Origin of the sequence: Thalassolituus sp. UBA2009, from assembly GCF_002335285.1 — a bacterium.
GTDB lineage: Bacteria > Pseudomonadota > Gammaproteobacteria > Pseudomonadales > Oceanobacteraceae > Venatoribacter > Venatoribacter alkanivorans.
In genome coordinates this window covers 11,573-15,827 of the sequence record NZ_DDCJ01000023.1, presented here as the reverse complement: position 1 = coordinate 15,827, position 4,255 = coordinate 11,573, and the positions used below count along the sequence as shown (strand labels likewise).

3 protein-coding genes are annotated in these 4,255 nt (G+C 57.2%); 2 read left to right on the top strand and 1 reads right to left on the bottom strand.

Translation table 11 applies throughout. The features are described from left to right. Window positions 1-146: 146 nt before the first annotated feature. The gene (locus tag B3P58_RS02805; protein ID WP_145467703.1) at window positions 147-2,057 is read left to right on the top strand and encodes a methyl-accepting chemotaxis protein; all 1,911 of its coding nucleotides are present in this window, start codon (window positions 147-149) and stop codon (window positions 2,055-2,057) included. A 201-nt stretch (window positions 2,058-2,258) separates the two neighbouring features. Further along, entirely contained in the window at window positions 2,259-3,332 is a 1,074-nt protein-coding gene (locus B3P58_RS02800) for a patatin-like phospholipase family protein (protein ID WP_230331026.1), read from the top strand. A gap of 53 nt (window positions 3,333-3,385) precedes the next feature. Here B3P58_RS02800 and B3P58_RS02795 read toward each other — a convergent pair. After that, a partial coding sequence (locus B3P58_RS02795; protein WP_286715988.1) for a TonB family protein occupies window positions 3,386-4,255 on the bottom strand: 870 nt, incomplete at its 5' end.

Genomic DNA, 4,255 nt, shown 5'->3' with positions numbered 1-4,255 from the left:
CCGGCCTGATGTAATGACAGGCAAGCGCCGCTGGTTTATGCCTCTTTAAGGGGGCTGGTCACACCAAGCTGTCGTATCTGGTCTAATCAGGCGTGTTTACGGCTGCTAATCTGAAGGAACCCTATTTTCCTTCAGGAGTCCCCCTCATGACCATTCGCCAGAAATTGCTGCTCAGTATGGGCGGTGCTCTGCTGCTGAGTGTGGCGCTGGTCGTCAGCATTGGCATCTGGCAAAGCCGCCAGCAGCTGGAGACCTATTGGCTGGGTTCTGCCCTGCCGGCTAACATCCGGGCCATTGCTCAGGAAATCGAAAAAGACCTGACCGCCGCTATTACCTCCTCTGAACTGATTGCCGATAACGCGCTGATGCAAAACTGGATTGAGCGTGGTGAGCCGCAGGAGGAATGGCCGCTGAATCAGGAATTTCTTGAAGCCATTGCCCGCCGGCAAAAGGCTGACAGTGCTCACTTTGTATCGGCTCTGAGCCGCAACTACTACACCCAGAAAGGCATCAGCCGTAAGGTTACCGCAGAAAACGACGGCTGGTTTTTTGGCTTTCTCGATAAGGGCCTGAAACGCGCCCTGCAGCTGGATGTGGATAAAACCAGCGGCAAACCCACCTTATTTATTAATGTCCGCATCGAACGTAATGGTAAAGCGCTGGGCATCAGTGGTTTAGGCATCGGTCTGCAGGAAATGGCCGAACGCATCCGTCAATTCCGTTTTGCTGAAACCGGCATCGTTTATCTGACGGACAATAGCGGCAATATACTGATTCACCCGGATCTGAAGTTATCCGGTGTGCCACTGGCACAGCACATGCCGGCGCTTAACGCCCAGCAGTTGCTGGCAGCGACGGCCGGTGATCTGGTGGAATTTGAGCGGGACGGTAAACCGATCATTGCATCTGCCATGCAGCTGGATGAGGTGGACTGGCATCTGGTGGTGGAGGTCCCGCGCGGGGAAATCTACGGTGTGCTGCGTAAGTCTACGTTGTTATCGCTGGGCGTAGGAATCGTGACGGCACTGGTCTTTCTTGGTCTGATTGCGCTCCTTGCTGACCGGATGACACTGCCGTTACGCCGTATTACCCAGGCACTGATCAGCATAGGCCAGGGCGGTGGCGACCTGACCCAGACCCTTAAAGTCGAAAGTAACGATGAACTTGGCCAGCTGGCGCGTGGCTTTAACGACTTTATGGAATCGCAGCGGCAGATGATTCGCGGCATCCTCGATACCGCTGAGCAGGTAAAAACCTATACCGAACAGATTGAAGAAGTGGTGACCACCAATCACAGCTGGGCGTCTGAGCAGAGCAAACTGACCGACTCGGTTGCGACCGCAATTTACGAAATGGAAGCAACGGTGCAGGAAGTGGCGCGTAACGCCACGGAAACGGCAACCAAGCTGGAAAGTGTCGGTACCGACGCCGGCCGTATCCGCGGTGATATGGAGCGCTCGGAAAGTCAGGTAAACAGCATGTCGGCGGACATCCGTGAATCGGCCGATGCCATTGGCCAGCTGGCACAGCAGGTAAGCGATATCGGCCAGGTGATCCAGGTGATCAGCGCGATTTCCGAGCAGACCAATCTGCTGGCACTGAACGCCGCCATTGAGGCGGCGCGCGCCGGTGAGCATGGCCGTGGCTTTGCCGTGGTGGCTGATGAAGTGCGTAATCTGGCCCGCCGTACCCAGGAATCGACCAGCGAAATCGAAGCCATCATTGAGCGCCTGCAGCAGGGGTCGCAGCGAGCCGTTAAAGCCATGGAAGCCGGTGAAGGTGCGACCGCAGAAACGGTATCGGCAGCCAAACGCATGGGCGAAGCGCTGACCAGCATCAGCGAAAACGTCAGTGATGTGGTGGGCCTCAGCCATCAGGTGGCAACAGCCACGGAAGAACAAAGCTCAGTAACCGAAGACATCAGCCGCAATGTGCAGAACATTGCTGAACTGAGCAGCCGCTCCAGTGACGGTCTGACCATGTGTCAGCAGGAAGTACAGGAGCTGGCCAAGCTGGCTCAGCAGCTGGCCAAGCAGATGATGCAGTTCCGCCTGTAGCCGGACGCTGCGTTGTTTTACGGCAGCCGCGTCCTGTGGCTGCCGTGCACTTTCCATTAATCCAGAGCGAATAGCGGGTTACTCAGAAGTTTCTCAGGGCCTGTTTAATGAGTGTTGACAGGCCCTTAGCATCTTTGCCCCTTAATTTTGTCATGCAGACAGGGTAGAAAGAGCACTTCCTGTGGTTCTGGAGCATGAGGCATGAAGCCCGCTTTAAAAATCTTTGCCGGTCACGAAGCGCTGGCGCATATCCGCGCCAATGGTTTGCAGTCATCCGATATCGAAATGATGCTGGGCGCTTCCGGCGGCCCCAAATGGTTATCGCTGGCGGCGATGGATCGTTACCTGCTGAGTGAATGGGTACGCGGGCGCCAGCAGCCTTTGCATGTACTGGGTACCTCAGCCGGTGCCTGGCGTATGGCCTGTTATGCGCAGAACGATCCGCTGGCGGCCCATGCGCGTCTGCAGGAGGCCTATATCAGCCAGCAATACGCCTCGGCCAAACCGACAGCACAGGAAGTGGCAGCAGTTTGTCGCCATATTCTTGATGTGATTCTTGGCGAAACCGGTACGCAGGAGATCATCAATAACCCGGTGGTGCGTTATCACACGCTGGTGGCGCGCTGCCGTGGTCTGGCCGGAGCGGATCATAAAGTACCGCAAACGCTGGGGCTGGCTGGCGCCATGACCGCCAACCTGTTCGCCCGCAGTGCCATGCGCCCGTGGATTGAGCGCGTGGTGTTTCATCATCCGCAGCGTGCGCCGATTGATCATTACCCGCATCTGCCGGCGCGCCATGTGACCTTAACCGAAGATAATCTGCAGCCGGCGATTCTCGCCAGTGGCGCGATTCCGCTGGTGATTGCCGGAGTACGTAATATTCCCGGTGCACCGCGCGGCACTTACCGTGATGGCGGTATCACCGACTATCAGTTTGATTTACCGGTGCTGCCGGAGAAGGGCTTTGTGCTTTATCCGCACTATTTTGCCAAAGCCCCGAAAGGCGGCTGGTTTGATAAGAAGCTGCGCTGGCGCACGGCCTCGCGGGAGAATTATCGCCGCACGATCATTATTGCGCCGTCCTGGGAGTTTGCAGCGACGCTGCCCGGTGGGCGCATTCCTGACCTTGATGATTTTTACGATTACCCGGATTACGGCGAGCGCCGCCGGCGCTGGGATATCGCACTGGCAGCCTGTGAGCGGCTGGGAGATGAGCTGGCCGATATTGATCAGCAGCAGCGCTGGGCGGAAGTGGCAGAACCTCTGCCCTGGTGAGGTCGCTGGTGCCATACCAGTCTGTGCTAACAGACGGGTATGGCGGGCATATCTCAGAGTTTGAAGTCGTGGCTGACTTTAAGCTTCAGGCTGCTGTCGCTGAGTTCTGCAGGCAGCGGCGGGAAAGGAGCGTTCTGTTTGACGGCATTGATTAATGCCTGAGTCAGTTCGCGGTGACGGTTGTTGCTGAGTTCTTTAATCTCGCCCAGTTTACCGTCGCGCAGAATTTCCACCTGTAATTCCACCAGACCTTTTTTCTTCAGAATCTGAGCCGCTTTCGGATATTCAACCGCACTCAGAATACGCTCACGCTGCACATCTTCGTAACTCTGACGCAGTTGTCCCTGTTGTGCCGGCGGCGCTTTTTTCACCTGCAGTGATTTTGGCGGCTGTGGCATCGCCATGGTTGGCTGTTCTGCCCCCTGCAGCGAGAAGCGGTAACTCACACTGAGCGGCCACTGCTGGCCTTCGAGATCGTCGTTGATACTGATCTTGCTGGCCGCACTCTGCACCGCACGCTGTACTTCGCTGACTAACAGCTTGGCGACACTGTCATCACGCGCGCGCAGGTTGAAGGTTTCACCGGCACGGTTCAGCTCCAGATCCATTTCCACCAGACCTTCCTGGGCAAACTGTTTGGCCCAGGCCGGGTAGCTGACTTCGGCTTCCAGCTGGCGCTGTAACTGCCATTGCAGTTGCTGCAGGTAGTAGTCCTGTTCGGCGGCGAGAATGTCGGCGCTTTTCGCGGTGCTTTTACTGTTGCTGGCTTTGCTGCTGGCGGGTTTCTGCGCTTTGGCTAAACGCTCTGCCTGAGCCTTGATGGCGGTAGCCTGGGCCTGACGCAGCTGCTCGGCGCGTTGCTTGGCCAGCTTCTCGGCGGCTTCACGTGCGGCGCGTTCTTCGGCCAGACGGCGGGCTTCAGC

Excerpts from the sequence above, each read along its gene's own strand:
- B3P58_RS02805 (WP_145467703.1), top strand. The coding sequence starts at position 147 with ATGACCATTCGCCAGAAATTGCTGCTCAGTATGGGCGGTGCTCTGCTG.
- B3P58_RS02800 (WP_230331026.1), top strand. The coding sequence starts at position 2,259 with ATGAAGCCCGCTTTAAAAATCTTTGCCGGTCACGAAGCGCTGGCGCAT.